Here is a 23,789-nt window from a genome sequence, read left to right as displayed (position 1 = left end):
AAACAATATCAAAATTGATTTCCAAATTAAAACAATACCCATAAACTTCCCAATTAATTAGAAGTATGCTTATTTTACAGTACTTATCGATCGTTACAGAAACCCTGCCGTGGTCACAATTAAACCGTCAAACTAAAATATTTTGCGATGAATAGAAAAGAGTTTTTAAAATCTAGCACTTTGTTAGGGGCGGCTTCGTTAATACTTCCAACAACTAGTGCATTTGCTGAAAATTTGGCCGACAATTCTATTGATAAGTTGGTGGATGCGAACGGCAATTATATTCAACAAACGCTCCCTTATAGCGAAACTTTTTTGGAGCCTTATATGGATGCAGAAACCTTGCATTTGCACTATACCTTTCATCATGGTGGTGCGGTAAAAGGTGCCAACAAGGATTTGCAAATGATAAAAAAAGCTTTGGACGATAATAATTTGGAGACTATTGATTTTTGGACAAAAAAACTATCGTATCATTTTTCATCCCACATTTTACATTCTATTTTTTGGACAAATCTTACCAACAAAAGTACACTGCCAACAGGTAATTTATTAAAACGAATTGAAAAAAGTTTTGGAAGTTTTGATAGACTAAAAGTTTTAATTGCTGCCACTTCAAAAAATGTAGATGGTAACGGTTGGGGTATACTTGCTTATCAACCTTATAGCGATAGTTTAATAATTTTGCAATGTGAAAACCATGAAAAACTGACACAATGGGGAGCGATTCCATTACTGGTAATTGATGTTTGGGAACATGCTTATTATTTAAAATATAAAAATAAGCGAACTGATTTTGTAGACGCTTTATTTAATATTATTAATTGGGATAATGTAGCTCTGCGCTTAAATGATGCTGAAAATTTGATGAAGTAAGAGTTAAGCTAGATTCAGTATTTTTGAATACTCTCAACCCCGCTAGGAGAAATAATAATAGAACTATTTTTTAGTTTCAATTAAATTTGATTGTAGCCTTGTGAATTATCAGGAATGATATGTTACAGGAAGCATCCTTAATTTTTTAAATGTTTCTGCTGATGAGTGTTTTACCTGAGTTGTAAATTGAGACTATTTTTGAAAGTTCATCTAATATTCAAATTATGTAATCAGTTTTTATTAGATTTATCGTTGTTTTGTAAACATATGTAATCACATAGTTTTAGACTTATGTCAGCATTCTTGAAAGTTAAAAATATTCTATTTTATAGTGGTGCCAAGAGGCTACAAAAAACCCAAAGACATTACATCTTTGGGTTTTTTTATGCAAAAATAATAAGAAGATTAAAATAAAGTCATTTTTTTTAATTGGGCAATTGTTACTGTTGGATTTTCCGCTTTAAAAACAAAACTTCCCGCCACAAGAACATCAGCTCCGGCTTCCACAAGTTGTTTTGCATTTTTATTAGTAACGCCGCCGTCAATTTCTATAATTGTATTGGCTCCTTTTCGGGTGATTAAATCTTTTAATTTTTGCACTTTGGAATAGGTGTTTTCTATAAATGATTGTCCGCCAAAACCTGGATTCACACTCATGATACAAACCAAATCGATTTCGTTAATAACATCTTCCAATAGGTCAATATTTGTATGCGGATTTAAGGCTACTCCGGCTTTCATACCTTCGGCTTTTATGGCTTGTAAGGTTCTGTGTAAGTGGGGACAGGCTTCGTAATGTACACATAAGATGTTTGCTCCTAAATCAGCAAAAGTCTTAATGTATCGATCCGGATCTACAATCATTAAATGAACATCGATCGTTTTTTTTGCATGTCTTGAAATAGCTTCAAGAACGGGCATTCCAAAAGAAATATTTGGTACAAAAACGCCATCCATGATGTCAATATGAAACCAATCGGCTTCGCTATTATTGATCATTTCGATGTCGCGTTGCAAATTAGCAAAATCAGCAGCAAGAACTGATGGAGCAATTAATGTGTTTTTCATTGTATAGTTGTTTTGTTGAGATGCACGGCAGTGCATCTTTACAGTTGTATTATTTGTGCAAAAGTAGTTTTTTTAGACCAAATGACGAAAGTTTTTATAGATTCAGTTTGCGAGTTATCCGCAGATTGCGTAAGGGGTAGAAGTGGAAATCCTTTTTATTTTTTTTAAAATAAAAAGATTGCAACGAAAAGCCCGACCCGAAGTTTTTTACGGAGGGTTACGCCCAAATGATTTTAAACAGGAATAGGTAGGGAACTGAAATAAATTCAAGAATCTGAAATGAATTCAGATTAAAAAAAATAAAACTCCGGTAATCAGCCGGAGTTTCAATCATCAATCAAAAAACGAACAGTCAATCAAACTGTTGTTTATTTTACATTAAAAGATTTAAAATTTAAAAATTTTAATTGGGGGATATTGTGAATTAACCTAAGTAGGTTTTTAATATTTTACTTCTAGAGGTGTGTTTCAATCTTCGGATTGCTTTTTCCTTGATTTGACGTACACGTTCACGAGTTAAGTCGAAAGTTTCTCCAATTTCCTCTAATGTCATTGGATGTTGATCACCAAGACCAAAGTATAGACGAACAACATCTGCTTCTCTTGGAGTCAATGTTTCTAATGAACGTTCGATTTCAGTACGCAAGGATTCATGAATTAATTCTCTGTCTGGATTTGGAGATTCACCAGAACGCAATACATCGTAAAGGTTAGAATCTTCTCCTTCTACAAGAGGCGCATCCATTGATAAGTGACGACCAGAGTTTTTCATGCTCTCTTTTACGTCATTTACGGTCATGTCAAGTTCTTTAGCAATTTCCTCAGCAGATGGTGGGCGCTCGTTAGATTGCTCTAATAAAGCGTACATTTTGTTGATTTTGTTGATAGAACCAATTTTATTCAATGGCAAACGAACGATACGAGATTGTTCAGCCAATGCTTGTAAAATAGATTGACGAATCCACCAAACGGCATAGGAGATGAATTTGAAACCACGAGTTTCATCAAAACGTTGTGCTGCTTTTATCAATCCTAAATTTCCTTCGTTAATCAAATCGGGAAGCGTTAACCCTTGATTTTGATATTGTTTTGCTACCGAAACCACGAAACGTAAATTGGCTTTTGTCAATTTCTCTAATGCTTTCTGGTCACCGGCTTTAATCTTTTGTGCTAATTCTACCTCTTCGTCAGCGGTAATAAGGTCAACTTTTCCAATTTCTTGTAAATACTTGTCTAATGAAGCAGTTTCACGATTGGTTACCTGCTTGGTGATTTTTAGTTGTCTCATGTTTTTTGTCTCCTCAATTTTTAAGTGTACAAGTAGTTATACGTATGGGGTCGATAAAAAGTTACAATAGTTTTGAAAATAAATTTAAATAAAAATAAAAATCCCGTTTCAAATACATGAAACGGGATTTTCTATAAATAAACCTTTAGTAAACTAAGATCTGATTACTCTTTTTTCTCCTCACGTGGAGGTCTTGCCATTAAGGCTTTTCTAGATACTTTCTCTTTACGAGTTTTAGGATCTAAACCAAGATACTTAATCATGAACACATCGCCCATGTTTACTACATCGGTAACATTTTCTGTTCTTTCCCAAGCCAATTCAGAAACGTGAAGTAATACTTCGTTTCCTGGAGCGTCAAGGTATTCTACAACAGCACCAAAATCTAACATTTTGATTACTTTCACTTCATACGCTTCACCCATTTGTGGTTTGAAGGTAATCGATTGGATTTTAGCCAATACTGCTTCAATTCCAGCAGGATCTGTTCCAAGAATTTCGATAACTCCTTGTTCGTTAACTTCGTTAATTACGATAGTTGTTCCTGTAGCTTTTTGTAATTCTTGAATTACTTTTCCACCAGGTCCAATTAATGCGCCAATAAAGTTACCAGGAATTGTTCTTGTGATAATTTTTGGAGCATACGTTTTAACATCTGCTTTTGGAGTTGCTAAAGTATCTGTTAGAATTCCAAGAATGTGTAAACGACCATCTCTAGCTTGAGCCAAAGCAGCTTCCATAATCTCGTATTTCAATCCATCAATTTTGATGTCCATTTGACAAGCTGTAATACCTTCAGTAGTTCCAGTTACCTTGAAATCCATATCTCCCAAGTGATCTTCGTCACCAAGAATGTCTGATAAAACTGCAAAACGATCACCGTCAGTAATCAATCCCATTGCAATTCCAGAAACGGGACGTATCATTTGAATTCCAGCATCCATCAATGATAATGTTGCAGCACAAACGGTTGCCATAGAAGAAGAACCGTTAGATTCTAATACTTCAGAAACTACACGAATTGTATAAGGACAATCTGCAGGAATCATGTTTTTCAAAGCACGTTGTGCTAAGTTTCCGTGACCAACTTCTCTTCTGGAAGTTCCTCTTAAAGGACGAGCTTCTCCTGTAGAAAATGGGGGGAAATTATAATGCAAATAGAATTTTTCTTCTCCTTGTTGAGATGGTGAATCAATTTGGTTTGCTTCTCTGGAAGTTCCCAAAGTAGCTGTTGCCAAAGCTTGAGTTTCTCCACGTGTAAACAATGCTGAACCGTGAACCGACGGTAAATAATCTATTTCACACCAAATAGGTCTGATCTCTGTCGTTTTTCTTCCGTCAAGACGTGTTCCTAAATCTAGTGTTACATTACGAACAGCTTCTTTGTTGACTTTGTAGAAATATTTCCCTACTAAGTCTCCGTTTTCTGCCAATTCTTCTTCTGTAAATGATGCTTTTACTTCTTCTTTTACTTCTGAAAATGCAGCAGTTCTCTCTTGTTTAGAAGATCCAATTTTTGCAATATCATAAATTTTATCATAAGCAGCTGCTTTTACTCTAGCGTAAATAGCATCGTCAGATTTTTCAGTTTCGTAGGTACGAACTTCTTTTTTTCCAAATGCTGCCACTAATCTTTCTTGGGCTGCAATTTGAACTTTGATATGTTCGTGAGCAAATTTAATTGCTTCAACCATTTCTGCTTCTGAAATTTCTTTCATTTCACCTTCTACCATTGCGATAGAATCTTTTGAAGCACCAATCATCATGTCGATATCAGATAACTCTAATTGTGCACGACTTGGATTGATAATAAATTTACCGTCAATACGACCTACACGAGCCTCGGAAATCAAAGTCTCGAAAGGAATGTCAGATAAAGCTAATGCTGCCGAAGCTGCTAATCCTGCTAATGCGTCAGGCATGACTTCGTCATCATGAGACATTAATTGAATCATCACTTGTACTTCAGCATGATAATCATTTGGGAATAGTGGACGCAATACACGGTCAACTAATCTCATTGTTAAAACTTCGTTATCACTTGGGCGAGCCTCTCTTTTGAAGAAACCACCAGGAAAACGTCCTGCTGCTGCAAATTTTTCACGATAATCTACCGTAAGTGGTAAAAAGTCGATACCTGGAGTTGCTTTTCTTGAGGATACCACTGTTCCTAAAATAACAGTTTTTCCAATTCTTACTACTACAGCGCCGTCAGCTTGTTTCGCTAAACGTCCTGTCTCGATTGAGATGCTTCTGCCATCTCCTAAATCGATGTTTTCTACAAATAATTGTGGAATCATAATTTTAATTCTCTTTAGATTAAACAATGGGTTCTAGTTGTGTTGTAGTTGTTGTTTTGCGTAGTTAATGCCTAAAACCCAATGAAAAACCAAACTTTTTTATTGTTGTATATATAAAAACAAAAAGAGGCACTTTCGCACCTCTTTTATGTTGATTATTTTCTGATATTCAATACTTTGATAATCTCACGGTATCTGTTGATTTCTGTTTTCTTTAAGTAATCCAACAAAGATCTTCTTTTACCTACTAGCAATACTAATGAGCGCTCTGTGTTATAATCGTGACGATTTTTTTTCAAGTGCTCCGTTAAGTGGCTAATTCTGAAAGTAAACAAAGCAATTTGAGCTTCTGATTTTCCAGTGTTTGTTTTTTCTCCGTGTTTAGCGAAGATTTCTTCTTTAATCTCTTTAGTTAAATACATTCCAATATTTGTTTAATGATTTTTATGTATGTCATACAGCTATTGTAAGACGGCTGCAAATGTAGAAAATAATTATGAATTAGCAATACAATTCAATTAATTTGATCTACTACCAATTTGGATTTGTTTTTTTATGATATCTGATTCTAATTTAAGGTCTTGGGTTTGATAGTTTTCATTTGCGGGGTTTATTGTTATTTGTAAATTTAACAGTATCCCCCGAAAGAAGTAGTTTTTGTAAAAATAATAAAGAAATTAGGTTAGTTTGAAATCAAATGTAATAATTTTAATACAACTCTGCTACTTCCTGATTTACAAATTCTAAAAAACGTTCGTCTGCTTCGGTAAAAGGATTTAGGACGTGGCTGTCAATATCAATTTGTCCAATGTTTTCTCCATTTACGAAAAGCGGAACCACTATTTCTGATTTTACTGTAAAACTGCACGCAATATAATTGTCTTGTGCAGCAACATCAGGAACTACAAAATTTTCGTTTGAAACTGCCACTTGTCCACAAATGCCTTTTCCAAAAGGAATCACCGTATGATCAGTTGCTGCTCCTACATAAGGACCTAAGTGTAAAGTTTTAGTTTGCTGGTTTGCAAAATAAAATCCTACCCAATTGTAATAGTCAATAGAGTCACTTAGAAGTTGACAAATAGACAAAAGTTTTTCGTCTATGGAAAGTGTTGAGTGTAGTGTAATTTCGGTTACTTTTGGTTGTAATTCTTGAAATGTCATGGTTTTTATTTATATTTATACAAAAGTATTTAAAGCAGGTTTCAAAAATTATATAAATTTGTTAAAAAATAGATTTTGAAAAAATATTTTATTTTCTACAAACCTTTTTTACTTTTTCTGGCTACCTTTTTTCTGACCTATATTATTCTTACGTTTTTGTATCAGGAATATCTCAATAGTTTTGGAGAGAATAAACTAGACGGAATCACTAGGCTAGTGGGCGAAAATACAAAGCAAGTATTGCAATTGTTTGATAAAGGAGCGACTGTTGAAGAGAATAAATTAGAACCTTACATTAAGTTGTTTTATAACCAAAAATATATGGCCCGAATTATTGAAGGCTGTAATGCAATTAGTGTTATTATTTTGTTTGTGTCTTTTGTGGTAGCTTTCTCTGGAAAATTAAAAACGACGCTACTTTTTATTTTTGGCGGAAGCCTATTTATCTTTGTACTTAATGTAATAAGAATAGTTTTTTTATGTGTGCTGATGTTTAATTTTCCAAATCAAAAGCAGTTTTTTCATGCAGTACTTTTTCCTTTATTTATTTACGGAGTAGTTTTTATTTTGTGGTTAATTTGGGTTAATAAATTTTCAAAATATGCTTCAAAAACTATTAAAAAATAAAATTAAATTGGTTCAATTTTTTTTTCTAGTTGCATTATTAGTGCTTATTCGTGCCTATGAGGATCAATTGTTTTATGATCCCTTTTTAAATTACTTCAAAAGCGATTTTACTCATCTGCCATTACCAAATTTCAATTTATTCCAGTTATTTTTGGGACTGTTTTTTCGTTATACATTAAATACTGGTATATCATTAGGCATAATCTATGTCCTTTTCAAAGAAATACAGATGGTAAAGTTTGCCTTAGTTCTGTATTATTTTTTCTTCATGATTTTAATTGTAATTTTTTTCTTTACAATTTACTACTGTAGAGAACATAATAATTTAGTGCTTTTTTATGTTCGTCGGTTTTTAATCCAACCTATTTTTGTCTTGTTATTTGTTCCGGGGTTTTATTTTCAGAAGCAAAATAGCTAAAATTTTTTATTTATCTTTAATGTTGAATTTAATTATTTAATTGTCAATGAATTAATGGTATGAAAATAGTAAAATATTCCGGAGATATTGTTGAATTTAATGCCGAAAAGTTAAAAAAATCCTTATTAAAATCAGAAGCCAATAGTGAAGTGGTTGAAAGAATTTTACAATCAATTCAAAGCAAGATCTACGAAGGAATTACTACGAAGCAAATTTACAAAATGGCTTTTGCGATGTTGAAAAAAATAGCTAATTCGCACGCAGCACGCTATAATCTAAGAGAAGCAATACGACTTTTAGGACCTGCAGGTTTTTTCTTTGAAAAATATATAGCCCGACTTTTTTTTGCTGAACAATACGAAACCATAACCAACTTGACTTTACAAGGGAAATGCATTTCGCATGAAATTGATGTTGTAATCAAAAAAAATGGCACTACAGCGATGGTTGAATGTAAATATCATGCAGGTAGAGATGCTGCTTCTGATGTGAAGGTTCCCATGTATATATGCTCTCGTTTTAACGATTTAAAAGGTAATAAGCATTCAGTTTTTGGAAAAAAAGAAATTATTTCAAAATGCTGGATTGTCACCAATAATAGGTTTACAACAGACGCTATTGATTTTGCTAACTGTTCAGGATTGAATTTATTAAGTTGGAATTATCCCGAGGACGATAATTTAAAAACAAAAAATGACAGCAGCAATCTTTATCCCGTAACTTGTTTAACTACTCTGTCACTTGCCGAAAAGGATAAATTGTTAATCTTGGATGTGATTTTGGTGAAAGAGATTATGAATAATTCAGATTGTTTAAAAAAAATTGAATTGAGTACTAGCCGGATTAAAAATGTATTAAAAGAAGTTTCAGATTTGTGTGGGTATATTTATAAATAATGGGTTTTTGGATTGTTTAACTTTAAATTCAAATCAAATGAAAATTAAATTTATTGGAGGTGCGGGAACTGTAACCGGTTCTAAAACATTAATTGAAAGTAATGGAATCAGAATTCTAATAGATTGCGGCCAATTTCAAGGGATTAAGCCTTTGCGCGAGCTCAATTGGGAACCATTACCTGTTTTAGCATCAACAATAGATTTTGTTTTGTTGACTCATGGACATTTAGACCACTGTGGGTGGTTACCTAGATTAGTTAAGCAAGGCTTTAAAGGTAAAATTTATTGTACAAGCCCTACTGCAGCTGTTACTAAGCTGATCCTTCTAGACAGTGCTAAAATTCAGGAAGAAGAGGTTCGAATAGCCCATGAGGGGAAATTTTATCAACAGGAAGTACCTGAGCCACTTTATACGGTTGAGCAAGCTCAAAAAGTTTTTCCACATTTTAGAGTGATTAAAATCAATGAACCCATTCCTTTAGATGCAGAAATTTCGGCTGTTTTTTTTAATGCAGGACATATTATTGGTGCCTGTAGTATTGAAGTAACGCTTGAAAATAAGACGTTGGTTTTTTCCGGAGATATTGGGCGTGATAATGATGTGTTACTGAATCCACCAACCAAACCTAAAAAAGGCGATTATATATTTCTTGAAAGCACGTATGGAGACCGACTTCATCCCAATACGGATGCCAAACTAGAACTGGAAATGTATATCAATAATACATTTGTAAAGGGAGGAACAGTCATTATTCCCAGTTTTGCCGTTGAGCGCGCCCAAATGATTATGTACTTGTTATGGCAGCTTAAAGAAGAAGGCAGAATTCCCAATATTCCCTATATTATTGATACGCCAATGGGAATTAACGCGTTGGAAATTTTTATCAATAATAAACATTGGCATAAATTATCCTTGGAGGATTGTACCGAAATGAGTAAAATGTTCACACTGGTTTCAGATTATCAGGAAACGATTGAAACTATTTTTGATCAACAGCCTAAAGTAGTAATTGCAGCAAGCGGAATGGTTACTGGTGGTAGGGTTTTGACTTATCTGGAGCATTATATCGGTTTGCCTGAAACGACGGTAATCATTGTTGGTTATCAAGCCGAAGGAACACGCGGAAGAAAATTATTGGAAGGAGCAAAAGAAATTAAAATTCATAGTAAATATTATCAAGTTTTTGCAAAATTTATAGAAATTGAAGGGTTATCAGCTCATGGCGATCAAAAAGATTTACTGAATTGGCTTTCTGCATTGGAAAATAAACCTAAAAAAGTGTTTTTAGTTCATGGTGAAAAAGTGCAGTTAGATGAACTTCGCATAAAAATTCAGGAGAAATATGGGTTTGATTGTAAAGTTCCTTTGATGGGACAAGAGTTTGAACTTTAATTTTTAACAGAACTTTTGATTTTATAGATTGATTAAATCAGTAATTTTGCAAAATGAACTTCAAAAAGCACATTAGTATTCTTCTCGCTTTTTTCCTGTTGGTTTCCAATGTGGGATTGGCTTTTGATGTGCATTATTGTGGAGATAAAGTAGCCTCAATCCAGCCATTTTACTTCAAATCTGGCGAAACTTTAAATTCAGTTGAAAAAGGATGTTGCGAAAAAAAAGTTTCCAAAAAAGACAGTTGTTGCAAGAATAAAGTAGTTCATCTTCAAAAAAAATCAGATAATGTGGTTATAAAAGCATTTTCTTTAAATGCTGCTGATACTCCATTTTTAATAAAGGAATGGAATTCGATTGTTTTTTTTAAAAGTACTATTTTTAAAAGCTTCGAGAATAATTCGTATTACTGTGATGCACATTCATCGGCACTTTTTAAGCTTTACAGCCAATATATTTTCTACGCCTGATTTTAATGGTTTTAAAAGCCAAATCATTTTGTATGATTTGAAATTACTTTATAAACATTAAAATATTTGCCATGCAAAAATCAATAACGCTATTTGTTATTATTTTGTTTTCAATTCCTATCTTTTCTCAAGAAAAACTAGATGAAGTCAAAGTGATAAAAAAGCAAAAAGGAATTCAAAAATCATTTACGGTAACGGGCAATACAACACTTATAACGAGCAAAGAATTACTTAAGGCCGCCTGTTGTAATCTAGCCGAAAGTTTTGAAACAAACCCATCGATTGATGTAAGTTTTTCAGATGCTTTGACAGGAACAAAACAAATCAAAATGCTGGGATTGACCAGTCCATATTTGATGATTACCGAAGAAAATATCCCGTCAGTACGTGGCGCTTCACAAGCCTACGGATTGTCATTTACGCCTGGAACTTGGGTGGAAAGTATCCAGATTACAAAAGGAGCTGGAAGCGTAGTGAATGGATATGAAAGTATTTCGGGGCAAATTAATACGGAATTAATTAAACCGATCAATGATATTCCATTTTTTCTGAATGCTTATGGTTCGTCAGATTCTCGGTTTGAAATAAACACCCATTTCAATAGAAAAATATCAGATAAATGGAGTAGCAGCCTGTTTCTTCACGGAAATACAAGAGTTGCAAAAACCGATATGAATAATGATGGATTTATGGATAATCCGTTAGCCAAACAAATCAACATTCTCAATAGATATCAATATTACAATCCCGAAAAAGGTTGGGTGAGTTTTATTAATTTCAGATATCTGAATGATAAAAAACAAACGGGAGAATTAGACTTTGATCCAGAGAAAGACAAAGGGACTACAAATTATTGGGGTTCTGAAATCAATACGGAACGACTGGATGTTTCTACAAAAGTGGGGTATGTTTTTAAAGACTTACCTTATCAGAGTATTGGTTTTCAGAATGCTTTTAACAGTCATAATCAACAATCTTACTTTGGATTAAACCAATACAATATTAAGCAAAGCAGTTATTATTCGAACTTGATTTTCAATTCAATTATTAGCAATACAATGAATAAATTTGCTGCAGGTTTGAATTTTACGTACGATAAATACCAAGAATTTGTCAATGTAAATGACTTTTCCAGAATTGATAATTCAGTTGGCGCTTTTTTCGAATATACCTATGATAATGAAGATGATTTTAGTGTCATTTTGGGCGGAAGAATTGATAATCACAACCGTTTGGGGACATTTTTCACCCCACGATTGCATGTGCGCTATAATCCTTGGGAAAAAGCAGTTTTACGATTTTCAGCAGGAAGAGGAAAGCGTTCAGCGAATATTTTTGCCGAAAATCAACAGCTTTTTGCGAGTTCAAGGACATTTGATGTATTAGACTCTAATGGTAAAATATATGGACTGAATCCAGAAATCGCATGGAATTATGGTGTGAGTTTTTCTCAAAAATTCATGCTCTTTGGCAAAAGTGCTGATGCTGGGTTTGATTTTTACAGAACTGATTTTCAGAATCAGGTTGTTGTTGATGTGTTGCAAAGTCCTCAACAAGTTTTGTTTTATAATTTAAATGGGAAGTCGGTTGCCAATAGTTTACAACTGGAATTCAATTATGAAATTTTGGATCATTTCAATTTTCGTTCGGCCTATAAATTTTATGATGTAAGAACAGACTATCTTTCGGGAAATTATCAAAAGCCGTTGCAAGCGAAACATCGATTTTTTGGAAATTTGGAATATGAAACCAACCTTGGAGAGAAAGGGAAACAATGGAAATTTGATTATACTTTCAATTGGATTGGAAAACAGCAATTACCCACTACGGCGAGCAATCCAATGAATGAAAGATTACCGGAATTTTCACCTTCTTATTCGTTGATGAATACTCAAATTACAAGAATTTTTTCTTCCACATTTGAAATGTATGTAGGTGGGGAGAATATTGGTAATTATACTCAGGAAAAAGTAATACTTGGAAGTGAAAATCCTTTTGGTCCAAATTTTGATACTTCAATTGTATACGCACCTGTTTTTGGACAAATGTATTATGCTGGATTGCGATTTAAAATAAAATAAGTTCCGCTTTAAAAATTAATAATTACAATAAAAAAAGTAAAAATGAAAAATATTTTTTTAATATTAATGGTAATTTTTCTTGGATTTGCTGCTCAAGCTCAAGAGAAGAAGAATAAAAATGCTAAATTTTTAACAGAAGTAAATGGGAATTGTGAACAATGTAAGAAACGAATTCAAAAAGCAGCTTATTCAGTGGCCGGAGTGAAATCAGCAATTTGGAGTATAGAAACTCATCAGTTAAGTTTGATACTTAATGAAGAAAAGACGTCTCCATTAGACGTGAAAAAAGCGATTGCCAAAGTAGGTCATGATACGGATGAAGTGAAAGCGACAAACGAAGATTATCAAAGTCTTCATAGCTGTTGTTTATATGAGCGATAATAATTTAGAAACCCAAAGTGAAAGCTATGGGTTTTTAAATTTGTTTAAATGATTGAGATTTATAATTAAGTTTATCCTGGTTATTAAATGCTTTGAAGCGTTAATTAAACTTTAAAGTATGGCAATAAATTGTGGTTGAGCTAAATTATTCTTACTTTCACGACCACTAAATTTAATTACAAATCGTTTTTATGAATAATTTTGATTGGACACAATTAATTAATCCGGAATTTTATATTAATCTTCAAATAGGAGAAGTTCAAATAGGTTTGTATATCGTTTTATTTATAATTTTTGCCGAAACTGGTCTTTTTGCCGGTTTTTTTCTTCCTGGAGATAGTTTACTTTTTCTTGCGGGAATTTACAGTAAAGATTTGGTCCAAAACATGGTTACTATAGAAAGTGATTTTATTAATGTTACTTTATTGTCGCTATTGGTTGCTGCTGCAGGAATTGTGGGGAATACGGTTGGCTATTGGTTTGGGGCAAAAAGCGGGTATTATTTATTCAAAAAAGAAGATACTTTTTGGTTCAAGAAAAAATACCTTTTGCAATCAAAAGATTTTTTTGAAAAATATGGTGGTAAAGCCATAATATTTGCTCGTTTTTTACCAATTTTTAGGACTTTTGCGCCAATTGTAGCTGGAATTGTCTCTATGGACAAAAGTAAATTTATGTTCTTCAATGTTTTGAGTTCTTTTTTATGGTCCTTTATTTTGATTTTCTCCGGACATTATTTATATGGTATCTTTTTAGAGAAATTTGCAATTGATTTAAAAGAACATATCGAATATATTATTATAATCATTGTTCTTATTACTACAGTTCCAGTATTATTCAAGCTTTTGAAAAAAAGCGTTCATATAAAATAATCATTAACACGTAAAAATAAAAAAACTCCGTTTCAATTAAGAAACGGAGTTTTTTTATTTTAAAAGAAGAATGAATTACATCATTCCAGGCATACCACCACCCATTGGGTTTCCGCCACCATGATCTTCTTTAATATCAATCAAAGCACATTCGGTAGTCAAAATCATTCCAGCTACTGAAGCTGCATTTTCTAATGCCACACGCGTTACTTTCTTTGGGTCAATAATACCAGCTTTAAGCATATCAACGTATTCGTCAGTTTTAGCATTGTAACCAAAATCACCAGAACCTTCGGCAACTTTTGCAACAACAACGGAGCCTTCAAGACCTGCATTTTCGACGATAGTTCTCAATGGAGACTCTACAGCACGAGATACAATTTGAATTCCTGTTGCTTCATCAGCATTGTCTGCTTTAATAGTGCTTAAAACATTTTTAGCTCTTAATAAGGCAACACCACCACCGGCAACAATTCCTTCTTCAACAGCAGCACGAGTTGCGTGAAGTGCATCATCAACTCTGTCTTTTTTCTCCTTCATTTCTACTTCAGAAGCAGCACCAACATAAAGTACAGCAACCCCACCAGCTAATTTAGCCAAACGTTCTTGTAGCTTTTCTTTGTCATAATCAGAAGTTGTAGCTTCCATTTGACCTTTGATTTGGTTGACACGATTTTTGATCATATCAGCTTCGCCAGCACCACTTACAATTGTTGTATTGTCTTTATCGATAGTCACTTTTTTGGCAGTTCCTAACATTTCGATAGTTGTGTTTTCCAAAGTGTATCCTCTTTCTTCTGAAATTACTGTACCTCCGGTTAAGATTGCAATATCTTCAAGCATTGCTTTTCTTCTGTCCCCAAAACCAGGAGCTTTTACTGCAGCAATTTTCAAGGCACCACGTAATTTATTTACCACCAATGTAGATAATGCTTCCCCATCAACATCTTCAGCAATAATCAATAATGGTTTTCCAGATTGAGCAACTGGTTCCAAAACGGGTAACAATTCTTTTAATGAAGAAACTTTTTTGTCATATAAAAGGATGTAAGGATTTTCCAATTCTACTTCCATTTTTTCTGAATTGGTTACAAAATAAGGAGAAAGATATCCTCTGTCAAATTGCATACCTTCAACAACATCTACATAAGTGTCAGTTCCTTTGGCTTCTTCCACAGTGATCACACCTTCTTTTCCAACTTTTGCAAAAGCAGCAGCGATTAACTCACCAATTACTTCATCATTATTAGCAGATATTGAAGCAATTTGCTTAATTTTTTCAGAATCACTTCCTACCACTTTGGCTTGTTTTGCTAGGTCAGCTACAATAGCTTCAACCGCTTTGTCAATACCGCGTTTCAAATCCATTGGATTTGCTCCTGCAGCAACGTTTTTCAAACCTTCTTTTACGATAGCTTGTGCCAAAACAGTTGCAGTTGTAGTTCCATCTCCAGCTAAATCATTAGTTTTAGACGCAACTTCTTTAACCATTTGAGCACCCATATTTTCCAATGGATCTTTCAATTCAATCTCTTTTGCAACGGTAACACCATCTTTAGTAACAGTTGGTCCACCAAAAGCTTTTCCAATAATTACGTTACGACCTTTTGGTCCTAGAGTTACTTTAACTGCATTTGCCAATGCATCAACACCACGTTTTAATCCGTCACGTGCTTCAATATCAAATTTTATATCTTTTGCCATTTCTTTTTGTTTAAACTTTTAAATTATCTTAATATTTAATTCTTCTGACTTATTACGATTAGATGATTGCTAAAATATCGTCTTCACGCATGATCAAATAATCTTTTCCTTCTAGTTTTAATTCAGTTCCGGCATATTTTCCGTAAAGTACAGAATCTCCAATTTGCACAGTCATTGTGTGGTCTTTTGTTCCGTTTCCTACGGCAACTACAGTTCCTTTTTGTGGTTTTTCTTTAGCTGTATCTGGAATGAAAATCCCTGATGCAGTTTTAGTTTCAGCTGCTACTGGTTCGATAAGAACTCTGTCTGAAAGTGGTTTGATGTTTAAAGCCATGATTTTATGTTTTTTTATTATTTTTATGATTGCATTTAGGATTTCAGAAATTATGCCATCCTATTAAAACTGACATATTTTCTTATAAAAAATGCCAGCTTTGACAGGCTGGCATTCAGAATAAAAAGTGTTGTTTTATTTTTCTTGATTTGCTGGAGCAGGTGTATTCTGAACTGGAGATCCTGGTGCAGCAGTTGCTGGTGCAGTAGTTCCCGTTTGCTCAATAATTTTAGAATCATTATCACTTAATGCTCCTGTAAAACTTAAGCTAGAAAGAAGTATAAGTGCAATTAAAATAGTTGCAAGTGTCCAAGTGCTTTTGTCTAAAAAATCTGTTGTTTTTTGTACACCACCTAACATTTGTGAACCACCTATTGTAGAAGATAATCCACCACCTTTAGGGTTTTGAACCATTATTACTACGATTAATAGGAAACAAACTATTGTTATTAAAACTAAAAAAATTGAAAATGTGCTCATTGTTTAATTATTGTTTTGTTGTAAAATCTTAATATCCGCTATGCGTTCTGCAAAGAAACTACTTTTTTCTGGATATTTCAAAATTAATATTTCATAAGCTTGAATCGCTTTTTGATATTTTTTTTGTTCCAAATAAACCCGTGCTAAAGTCTCTGTCATCAAATAGGAATTGTCATCTTTATTAAGGTCAAAAGTAACTGTTGACGGAACTCCATGCTTTACAGGCGAAATCTTTGGACTGGTTTCTATAAACCTGTCGATTAATGCTGCTTTTTTCTTTTTATCTGGATTTTCTATTGGTAGGCTTTTAGAAATATTGACACTTTCAGTTTCTCTGACAATAGGATGCGTTCGGGATAATTGAAGCCATTCTTGGAAGGAGTGTTGTTCGCTTATGGAAAAATCCAAAGGAGCTCCAATAGCTAACTTTTCTTCTGGAGTTTTCGAATTTAAATTAGATTCTAATGGTAAAGCTTCCCTTATTGATGTAAGAATCGATTGTTCCAGAGTATTTATCTTGTGGTCCAGTTTTTCTTGATGAATAATTATCTCACTATCGATTACTGTAATGTCTAGAAGCGCTACTATTTTTTTATCGTATAAATCTTTTTGAATCGCAGTAAAAGTGTCCGAAGTTATAAAGTCAAACAATACCGTTCTGTCAGTTGTATGTGCGGCAGTAACTTTTAAAGCAAAATTATACTTAAAACTATTTTGATTATACAGACCTTTTAAACGTAAAGCTCTGGCGCTTTGAAAATATGGAAATTCATCCAACACTTTTTCCAATGCCTCAGTTTGCTTCTCATTGATAGCATCTGGTCTGTTTATTAAATAAGTATAATCGGTTACGTTCATTTTTTGATTGTTGAATGTTTAGTAATCAGCGTTCAGTGTCAGTGTTTAATTTTCAGTGTAGTTAACTGAATACTAAAAACTGCCAACTGAATACTCCTCATTTACCATTTAGCAAGAGAGTCATTAAAGATATCTTGGGTTATTCTTTCGAAGATTTCTTTCAATGCACTATTCAAAGTAGAACCTACAAGTTGTTGTTCAGCCGGATAATCATAATAAAACTCGAATGTTTTTTCAAAATCATCTGTTTCTTTATTTTTATTGGTAAACCGAACATTTACTCTTATTTTTAATCTGTTCTGAGATGCTTGTTGATCCGCAGTTGCGGTCATAGGGCTTATTCTGTAATCAACAATCTCTCCTTCGTAAGTTAAATCTCCCCCGTTTTTTACTAAATTTAAGTTGGTTTGATTCTGAATAATGTCTTGTAATGCCAGCGTAAAAGTTCTGTCAATTCCAGGTTCAATCAATTCTGCATTGTTTTGGAAAAAATTAACCTGAAAGGTTTTTGCATCGATTTTTCCTGTGCCGGTAAAATTGTAAACGGAGCAACTATTGAAAGTTACTGCGATTAACAAAATAAAAATATATTTTATGTTTTTCATTCTAAATTTTAAAATTGCTTCGCCAGTTCGCTAACGCTTGGGTCAAAGATATTCATTCTTAATTCACAATTCATTTAAACTCTCTCTTCTCTAGTGAGTGTCTGGGTGAGGATTACAAATCGAATTGTTTAATTTTTCGATATAAAGTTCTTTCGGAAATCCCTAATTCGTCTGCCGCTGCTTTTCTTTTTCCTTTGTTTTTTTCTAATGATTTTTTAATCATTTCAATTTCTTTCTGCTCTAATCTTAAAATTTCCTCTTCTTCTTCGATTGTTTCTGTAAACAGGTAGCTATCATCATTCTCCTGATAACGTTCTTCTTTATTTGGAGTTGTAATTAAAGCTGTTCTGGGTTCTTCTTCAAAATCTATTTCACTATCATTTTCTTGGGAGCCATATATTTTTTTAATTAAATTTTGATTTGTCTCTTGCACTTTAGAACTTCCGCTTTGCATTAGTTCCAAAGTAAGTTTTTTCAAGTCGTGCAAATCACTTTTCATGTCAAAAAGCACTTTGTATAAAATTTCTCTTTCGGTATTGAAGTCGCTGTCGCCTTTCTTGTCTTTAATTACTGACGGCAAGTTGGTGCCTTCAGCTGGTAAATAGGATTGTAAAATTGCTGCTGAAATTTCACGATTGGTTTCTAAAACCGAAATTTGTTCTGCAACGTTTCTCAATTGACGGATATTACCGCTCCAACGAAATTTTTGTAAAACAAGCACTGCACTTTCTTCTAGTTTTAAAGGAGGCATCTTGTATTTATGCGCAAAATCAGAGGCGAATTTTCTAAATAACAAGTGAATATCTTCTTTTCGCTCTCGCAACGGAGGCAAAGTAATATCTACGGTACTTAATCGATAATACAAATCTTCACGGAATTTTCCTTTTTCGATGGCATTAAATAAATTAACATTGGTAGCAGCTACAATACGGACATCTGTTTTTTGCACTTGTGAAGAACCTACTTTTATGAATTCGCCATTTTCCAAGACACGAAGCAATCGCACTTGAGTAGTCAAAGGCAATTCACCTACTTCATCAAGGAAAATAGTTCCGCCGTCAGCCACTTCAAAGTACCCTTCACGTGTGTTTGTTGCACCTGTAAAAGCGCCCTTTTCATGTCCGAAAAGTTCACTGTCAATAGTTCCTTCAGGAATCGCACCACAGTTTACAGCAATGTATTTTCCATGTTTTCTATGAGAAAGCGAATGAATAATTCTGGGAATATTCTCTTTTCCAACGCCACTTTCACCAGCTACCAGTACCGAAATATCAGTAGGAGCAACTTGAATGGCTTTTTCTATGGCACGATTGAGCTTTGGGTCATTTCCAATAATCTCAAATCGTTGTTTTATAGCTTGAACTGATTCCATATTTTTTAATTTTACTCGAATTTCGCAAATTATTAAAACTGATTTAGCGGTTTAAATAATGTATTCGATTCGTAATAATTATTGCGGTTTCGTTAAGGTGTCTTATACATGGACTGTTTTCTCAACTTTATGTTTTGGGAAGTAGGTTCTAATGATATAGAATGTAGCTCCAAATCCAATTATAAAAGTAACTAAACCAATTATTATATTTTTTTTTAACATTTTACTTTTTTAAAATTTCCGATATGAATTTAAAATTTTAGGCAACTTTTTTTTAATTCATTTCACTCAACCCAACTGCTTCTCCTTTTAAAGTTCCGCTGGTACAACTCAAAATTCTTACATTTACAAAATCTCCAATCTTATAATTCTCCTTTGGAAAAACCACGGTAATACTTTGTGAATTTCTTCCAGAAAACTCTTCTTTAGATTTTTTGGAAACTTTTTCTACCAAAACTTCTACGGTTTGACCAATGAATTCTTCACTGCGCAACCAAGCGTGTTTTTGTTGTAAATCAACAATTTCCTGTAATCTTCTTGCTTTCGTTTCTTCGGTTACATCATCTTCCATTTTTCTTCCTGCCAAAGTTCCCGGACGTTCGGAATACGAATACATATAACCAAAATTATACTTTACATATTCCATCAAGCTCATTGTGTCTTGATGATCTTGTTCGGTTTCTGTTGGAAAACCAGCAATCATATCTTGCGAAATAGATCCATTCGGAATAATAGTTCTGATTTTTTCAATCAAAGTCATGTATTGTTCACGCGTGTGCAAACGATTCATTTCTTTCAGGATTCTATTGCTTCCAGATTGGACCGGCAAGTGAATGTGTTTGCATATATTAGAATATTTTGCAATTACTTGCAAAATGCTTTCATGCATGTCTTGCGGATTTGATGTCGAAAATCGAATGCGCATTTTAGGAAAACCAACCGCTACCATTTCTAGTAATTGGTCGAAATCTACCGCTGTAGCTTTTTGCATTTCGGTAGCATTTTCGAAATCTTTCTTCAATCCGCCGCCATACCACAAATAACTATCCACATTTTGTCCTAAAAGTGTAATTTCCTTAAACCCTTTGTCCCACAAATCCTGAATTTCCTTCATGATACTTTGCGGCTCACGGCTGCGTTCTCGTCCGCGGGTGAAGGGCACCACACAAAACGTACACATATTATCGCAACCACGCGTAATAGAAACCAAAGCTGTAATTCCGTTGCTCATCAATCGCACAGGTGAAATATCACCATAAGTCTCATCTTTCGATAAAATTACGTTAATCGCATCGCGTCCTTCTTCTACTTCTTGTAAGAGGTTCGGTAAATCTTTATACGCATCAGGACCCACAACTAGGTCTACAATTTTTTCTTCTTCAAGGAATTGACTTTTCAAACGCTCGGCCATACAGCCTAAAACGCCCACTTTCATTTTCGGATTAATGCGTTTCACCGCATTGTATTTTTCCAACCGTTTGCGAATAGTCTGCTCCGCTTTGTCCCGAATAGAACAGGTGTTTACCAAAACCAAATCGGCTTCCTCCAGAATTTGCGTTGTATTATATCCATTTACAGATAAAATAGAAGCTACAATTTCACTGTCTGAAAAATTCATCGCACAGCCATAACTTTCTATAAATAATTTTTTGGTATTCTCCGGTTTATGTTCTAGAACAAGACTTTCACCTTGTTTGCTTTCTTCAATAATCTTTTCCATCCTATATTTTCAAAGCACAAAGATAACGTAATTCAAATAAATATGACAAGATGTCAGACGAAGAATTAACATTGTTTTAAGGCAATGTTTCTAAGGAGCTGTTTCCTACTTTTCGTTATAAATGAAATTCACTGAACTTCAATTGAAATAAAAGTCAAGAGAAGTAGTCTTTTATTTGCCGTGAAGAGCAAATAAAAAGAATTTTTACTGCGACCGGGGCTAAAAAAACTTCTCTTGACTGAATCATTTCTTTGTAAATCTTCGCGTAATAGTTTTAAAAATGAATTCAAAATCTCAATATTTAAAAAAAAAAGATACTTTTGTCCCAGAAAAATAGAGCAATGGCAAAGAATTTAGTTATAGTTGAGTCCCCTGCAAAGGCAAAAACAATCGAGAAATTTTTAGGAAGTGATTTTCAAGTAGAGTCCAGTTACGGACATATTGCTGACTTACCTTCCAAAGAAATTGGTGTAGATGTGGAAAATGGTTTCAAACCCAAATACGAAGTTTCTGCGGATAAAAAAGCATTGGTGACCAAATTAAAAGGATTAGCAAAAAAAGCTGAAATGGTTTGGTTAGCAAGTGATGAGGATCGCGAGGGTGAGGCTATTTCTTGGCATTTAGCCGAAGAATTAAAATTAGACAAAACCAAAACCAAACGAATTGTTTTTCACGAAATCACTAAAACTGCAATTCTAAAAGCGATTGATAATCCACGAGAAATCGATTATAATTTAGTCAATGCACAACAAGCCCGTCGTGTTTTGGATAGATTAGTTGGTTATGAATTGTCGCCTGTACTTTGGAGAAAAATAAAAGGAGGACTTTCTGCGGGTCGTGTACAATCAGTTTCTGTTCGTTTGATTGTGGAACGTGAAAGAGAAATTCAGAATTTTAAAGCTGTTGCTACGTATTCTGTTGTCGCTGAATTTACCAATGAATCTGGTAAAACATTCAAAGCTAAACTGCCTAAAAATTTCAATACAAAAAAAGAAGCTGAAGATTTTTTAAATAAAAATATCGGTTCTACATATAAGGTAGCAGATTTAGAAACGAAACCTACCAAAAAATCACCAACTGGACCTTTTACGACTTCAACTTTGCAACAAGAAGCGGCTCGTAAATTGTATTTGCCTGTTGGTATTACCATGCAGCTCGCACAACGTTTGTACGAAGCTGGACTTATTACGTACATGAGAACGGATAGTGTAAACTTATCCAAAGATGCAATGGAAGCTGCTCAAGCTGAAATTATCAAATCCTACGGAAAAGAATTCTCTAAACCGAGAACGTTTGTCAATAAAAGCAAAGGAGCACAGGAAGCACACGAGGCGATTCGTCCTACGGATATGTCACGTCATACGGTAGATATCGACAGAGATCAAGCACGTTTGTATGATTTGATTTGGAAAAGAACATTGGCTTCACAAATGAGTGATGCGCAATTAGAACGTACTAACGTGAAAATTGAAGCAAATAACCACGGTGAAATATTCACTGCATCTGGAGAAGTGTTGCTTTTTGAAGGTTTCTTGAAAGTGTATTTGGAAGGTCATGATGACGATGAAGAAGAGCAAGAAGGGATGTTGCCTGCAATGAAAGTCAACGAAAAATTACAGAATAATTACATTACTGCAACCGAGAGATATTCTCGTGCTGCTGCAAGATATACAGAAGCTTCTTTGGTGAAAAAATTAGAGGAATTGGGAATTGGTCGTCCTTCTACCTATGCGCCAACGATTTCTACAATTATCAACAGAAATTATGTAGAGAAAGGAAATTTAGACGGACAAGAAAGAAATTATACGCAGCTGATTTTGCAATCTGGAAAAGTTGGGGAGAAGTTGTTGAAAGAAAATACAGGTTCCGATAAAGGAAAATTAGTTCCTACGGACATCGGAACGATTGTTACTGATTTCTTAGTTAAGAATTTCGGAAACATTTTAGATTATAATTTTACTGCAAAAGTCGAACAGGATTTTGATGAAATTGCTGAAGGAAATATTGAATGGACAAAAATGATGCAGGAGTTCTACGATAAATTTCACCCAACAGTGAAAGATGTGGAGGCGAATGCAGAGAGAGAAAGCGGTGAGAGAATTCTGGGGACAGATCCCAAAACGGGGAAACCGGTTTCTGTTCGTCTAGGTAAATTTGGACCAATGGCTCAAATTGGAGCTGCGGACGATGAAGAGAAAAAGTTTGCCAGTTTAATGACGGATCAAAATATTGGAAATATTACCTTAGAGGAAACTTTAAATTTATTTTTGTTGCCTAAAAATCTTGGGAATTATAAAGACGAGGAAGTTGAAGTGAGTAATGGCCGTTTTGGACCTTATATTCGTCATGGAGCTGCTTTTGTTTCTTTGCCAAAAGGAGAAAATCCTTTAGACGTAGATTTCGAAAGAGCGAAAGAATTAATTGACGAAAAAGCAATAGCCGATGCGCCGATTGCAGTTTACAAAGGTGAGGGTGTTCAAAAAGGCGTTGGTCGTTTTGGTCCTTTCATCAAATGGAACGGTTTGTTTATAAATGTAAGCAAGAAATATAATTTTGATAATTTGTCACAATCAGAGATTGAAGAATTGATTGAAGATAAATTGCAAAAAAATATTGATAAGGTTTTACACAACTGGGAAGATGAAGGGATTTTAGTCGAAAAAGCCCGTTGGGGACGTTCGGTTATCACCAAAGGAAAAATCAAAATTGAATTAAGTAAAGATGTTGATGCAACAAAATTGACATTAGCAGAAGTTCAGGAAATGATTGCCAAGAAAACGCCCGCTAAAAAAGTAGCTGCCAAAAAAGCTCCAGCAAAGAAAGCTGTTGCAAAGAAACCAGCAGTTAAAAAGAAATAATAATAACTAATTCCAGTTTCGTCT

22 protein-coding genes are annotated in these 23,789 nt (G+C 34.0%); 10 read left to right on the top strand and 12 right to left on the bottom strand.

Going from position 1 to position 23,789, the window contains the following annotated elements; translation table 11 throughout:
* The first annotated feature begins 147 nt into the window (after nt 1–147).
* Nucleotides 148–876, top strand: a complete 729-nt coding sequence (locus ACM55G_RS14550) for a superoxide dismutase (protein WP_416844667.1) — start codon at nt 148–150, stop codon at nt 874–876.
* A 405-nt stretch (nt 877–1,281) separates the two neighbouring features.
* Here the strand turns inward: ACM55G_RS14550 and rpe are convergent, their stop codons facing one another.
* The 5 genes from rpe to ACM55G_RS14525 all read right to left on the bottom strand — a co-directional run bounded on the left by rpe (nt 1,282) and on the right by ACM55G_RS14525 (nt 6,696).
* Nucleotides 1,282–1,944, bottom strand: a complete 663-nt coding sequence (rpe, locus tag ACM55G_RS14545) for a ribulose-phosphate 3-epimerase (protein ID WP_416844666.1) — start codon at nt 1,942–1,944, stop codon at nt 1,282–1,284.
* A 424-nt stretch (nt 1,945–2,368) separates the two neighbouring features.
* The gene (locus ACM55G_RS14540; RefSeq protein WP_007137700.1) at nt 2,369–3,232 is read right to left on the bottom strand and encodes a sigma-70 family RNA polymerase sigma factor; all 864 of its coding nucleotides are present in this window, start codon (nt 3,230–3,232) and stop codon (nt 2,369–2,371) included.
* Nucleotides 3,233–3,396: 164 nt separating this feature from the next.
* Nucleotides 3,397–5,532 carry a polyribonucleotide nucleotidyltransferase gene (locus ACM55G_RS14535; RefSeq protein ID WP_416844665.1) on the bottom strand — a complete coding sequence of 712 codons (2,136 nt, stop codon included), beginning with the start codon at nt 5,530–5,532 and terminating at the stop codon, nt 3,397–3,399.
* A gap of 155 nt (nt 5,533–5,687) precedes the next feature.
* Entirely contained in the window at nt 5,688–5,954 is a 267-nt protein-coding gene (gene rpsO, locus ACM55G_RS14530; RefSeq protein WP_066079886.1) for a 30S ribosomal protein S15, read from the bottom strand.
* 286 nt (nt 5,955–6,240) lie between these two features.
* On the bottom strand, nt 6,241–6,696 hold the full coding sequence (locus tag ACM55G_RS14525) for a GAF domain-containing protein (RefSeq protein ID WP_416844664.1): 456 nt from the start codon (nt 6,694–6,696) through the stop codon (nt 6,241–6,243).
* A gap of 75 nt (nt 6,697–6,771) precedes the next feature.
* On the opposite strand from ACM55G_RS14525, the gene xrtF reads away from it, so the two are divergent.
* From xrtF to ACM55G_RS14485, 8 genes are all read left to right on the top strand, one after another.
* On the top strand, nt 6,772–7,323 hold the full coding sequence (xrtF, locus tag ACM55G_RS14520) for an exosortase family protein XrtF (protein WP_416844663.1): 552 nt from the start codon (nt 6,772–6,774) through the stop codon (nt 7,321–7,323).
* On the top strand, nt 7,298–7,741 hold the full coding sequence (locus tag ACM55G_RS14515) for an exosortase F system-associated membrane protein (RefSeq protein WP_416844662.1): 444 nt from the start codon (nt 7,298–7,300) through the stop codon (nt 7,739–7,741). Before xrtF ends, ACM55G_RS14515 begins: the two co-directional genes overlap by 26 nt.
* A 59-nt stretch (nt 7,742–7,800) precedes the next feature.
* Nucleotides 7,801–8,637, top strand: coding sequence for an ATP cone domain-containing protein (locus ACM55G_RS14510; protein WP_416844661.1), 837 nt, complete (start codon nt 7,801–7,803; stop codon nt 8,635–8,637).
* A gap of 37 nt (nt 8,638–8,674) precedes the next feature.
* Nucleotides 8,675–10,030, top strand: coding sequence for an MBL fold metallo-hydrolase RNA specificity domain-containing protein (locus ACM55G_RS14505; protein ID WP_416844660.1), 1,356 nt, complete (start codon nt 8,675–8,677; stop codon nt 10,028–10,030).
* 53 nt (nt 10,031–10,083) lie between these two features.
* On the top strand, nt 10,084–10,500 hold the full coding sequence (locus ACM55G_RS14500) for an HYC_CC_PP family protein (protein ID WP_416844659.1): 417 nt from the start codon (nt 10,084–10,086) through the stop codon (nt 10,498–10,500).
* 71 nt (nt 10,501–10,571) lie between these two features.
* Nucleotides 10,572–12,581: a TonB-dependent receptor plug domain-containing protein gene (locus ACM55G_RS14495; protein WP_416844658.1), complete on the top strand. Its 2,010-nt coding sequence runs from the start codon at nt 10,572–10,574 to the stop codon at nt 12,579–12,581.
* Nucleotides 12,582–12,623: 42 nt separating this feature from the next.
* Entirely contained in the window at nt 12,624–12,962 is a 339-nt protein-coding gene (locus tag ACM55G_RS14490) for a heavy-metal-associated domain-containing protein (RefSeq protein WP_416844657.1), read from the top strand.
* A 191-nt stretch (nt 12,963–13,153) separates the two neighbouring features.
* On the top strand, nt 13,154–13,834 hold the full coding sequence (locus tag ACM55G_RS14485) for a DedA family protein (RefSeq protein ID WP_416844655.1): 681 nt from the start codon (nt 13,154–13,156) through the stop codon (nt 13,832–13,834).
* Between the two features lie 75 nt (nt 13,835–13,909).
* On the opposite strand, the gene groL is transcribed toward ACM55G_RS14485, so the two are convergent.
* From groL to miaB, 7 genes are all read right to left on the bottom strand, one after another.
* Nucleotides 13,910–15,538, bottom strand: a complete 1,629-nt coding sequence (gene groL / locus ACM55G_RS14480) for a chaperonin GroEL (RefSeq protein ID WP_416844654.1) — start codon at nt 15,536–15,538, stop codon at nt 13,910–13,912.
* 58 nt (nt 15,539–15,596) lie between these two features.
* On the bottom strand, nt 15,597–15,872 hold the full coding sequence (locus ACM55G_RS14475) for a co-chaperone GroES (protein ID WP_416844653.1): 276 nt from the start codon (nt 15,870–15,872) through the stop codon (nt 15,597–15,599).
* A 135-nt stretch (nt 15,873–16,007) separates the two neighbouring features.
* Nucleotides 16,008–16,352 carry a preprotein translocase subunit SecG gene (gene secG / locus ACM55G_RS14470; RefSeq protein WP_416844652.1) on the bottom strand — a complete coding sequence of 115 codons (345 nt, stop codon included), beginning with the start codon at nt 16,350–16,352 and terminating at the stop codon, nt 16,008–16,010.
* Between the two features lie 3 nt (nt 16,353–16,355).
* Complete coding sequence (locus tag ACM55G_RS14465; protein ID WP_416844651.1) at nt 16,356–17,210, bottom strand: tetratricopeptide repeat protein; 855 nt, start codon at nt 17,208–17,210, stop codon at nt 16,356–16,358.
* A gap of 101 nt (nt 17,211–17,311) precedes the next feature.
* Nucleotides 17,312–17,815, bottom strand: a complete 504-nt coding sequence (locus ACM55G_RS14460; protein WP_416844650.1) for an LptE family protein — start codon at nt 17,813–17,815, stop codon at nt 17,312–17,314.
* Nucleotides 17,816–17,927: 112 nt separating this feature from the next.
* Nucleotides 17,928–19,187 (bottom strand): sigma-54 interaction domain-containing protein, encoded by a 1,260-nt coding sequence (locus ACM55G_RS14455; RefSeq protein ID WP_416844649.1) that lies wholly within the window; start codon nt 19,185–19,187, stop codon nt 17,928–17,930.
* 274 nt (nt 19,188–19,461) lie between these two features.
* Complete coding sequence (gene miaB / locus ACM55G_RS14450) at nt 19,462–20,907, bottom strand: tRNA (N6-isopentenyl adenosine(37)-C2)-methylthiotransferase MiaB (RefSeq protein WP_416844648.1); 1,446 nt, start codon at nt 20,905–20,907, stop codon at nt 19,462–19,464.
* Between the two features lie 341 nt (nt 20,908–21,248).
* Here miaB and topA point away from each other — a divergent pair, with 341 nt between their 5' ends.
* Entirely contained in the window at nt 21,249–23,765 is a 2,517-nt protein-coding gene (gene topA, locus ACM55G_RS14445) for a type I DNA topoisomerase (protein ID WP_416844647.1), read from the top strand.
* Nucleotides 23,766–23,789: the final 24 nt, after the last annotated feature.

Source organism: Flavobacterium algoriphilum (assembly GCF_048158655.1).
Taxonomy (GTDB): Bacteria; Bacteroidota; Bacteroidia; order Flavobacteriales; family Flavobacteriaceae; genus Flavobacterium; species Flavobacterium algoriphilum.
This window is presented reverse-complemented; position numbering and strand designations above follow the sequence as displayed.